At 66.0% G+C, this 1,073-nt stretch carries 1 pseudogene; it reads right to left on the bottom strand.

The features are described 5' to 3' along the window. Nucleotides 1-1,020 (bottom strand): annotated as a pseudogene (locus tag DRV96_RS17745) (IS3 family transposase); the annotation flags it as partial. Nucleotides 1,021-1,073: the final 53 nt, after the last annotated feature.

Here is a 1,073-nt window from a genome sequence, read left to right as displayed (position 1 = left end):
GGTTCCGTGCACCCGCTCGTTCTTCAGGCTGTTGAAGAAGCTCTCGGTGGGTGCGTTGTCCCAGCAATCGCCCTTGCGGCTCATCGAGGCGGTCATGCCGTACTCGCTGAGCCTGGCCGTCATGGCCTGGCTGGCGTACTGGCTGCCACGGTCGCTGTGAAAGAGCACGCCGGCGCGCGGCTTGCGCCGGAACCAGGCCATCGTCAGCGCGTCGGTGACGATGTCGGCCGTCATCCTCGGCTTGATCGACCAGCCCACGATCTCGCGGTTGAACAGATCCAGCACGATGGCCAGGTACAGCCAGCCTTCGCCGGTCTGGATGTACGTGATGTCGCCCGTCCACACCTTGTTCGGCGCTTGCGGCGTGAAGTTGCGCGCCAGCAGGTTGGGTGCCACCGGCATCGAGTGCTTGGAGTCCGTCGTCGCCTTGAAGCGCCGCTTGTGCCGTGCACGGATGCCGTTCTCGCGCATCAGCCGCTCGACGCGGCGCAGGCCGATGCGGTGGCCGCGGCCCTGAAGCTCGCGGTGCATGCGCCGCGAGCCGTAGGCGCCCTTGACTTCGGCGTGGATGCTCTTCATCAAGGCCACGGCCTGCACGTCCGTCAAGCGTGTGCGGTCGGGTTTGCCGCCGCGTTTGCAGGCGCGGTAGCCGCTCACGCTCACGGCCAGCACTTCGCACATGTCGGGCAGGGGGGTAGTCGCGGCGCTGCGCGTCGATCCAGGCGTACTTCACAGCGCATCCTTCGCGAAGTACGCCGTCGCTTTTTTTAGGATGTCGACGTGCATCTTCAGCCGCGCGTTCTCCGCGCGCAGCCTGGACAGCTCCATCTGCTCGGGCGTCACCGGCTTGGCGCCGGCGCCCACGAGCTTGCCCGCCTCGGCCGCCTTCACCCAGTTGCGCAGCGTCTGCTCGACCAGGCCCAGTTCCCTGGCGGCCACCACGATGCCCACCGCCTGGGCGTGCTTGACGGCCTGTTCCTTGAACTCGGCCGTGTACTCCTGCTTCGGAATTCTCTTCATCTCTCGTCCTTCAGGTCTCGATGCTAACCATCGGCTCCTGGAAGACGAAAAAC

Source organism: Azohydromonas sediminis, from assembly GCF_003574675.1.
Classification (GTDB): Bacteria; Pseudomonadota; Gammaproteobacteria; order Burkholderiales; family Burkholderiaceae_C; genus Calidifontimicrobium; species Calidifontimicrobium sediminis.
This window is presented reverse-complemented; position numbering and strand designations above follow the sequence as displayed.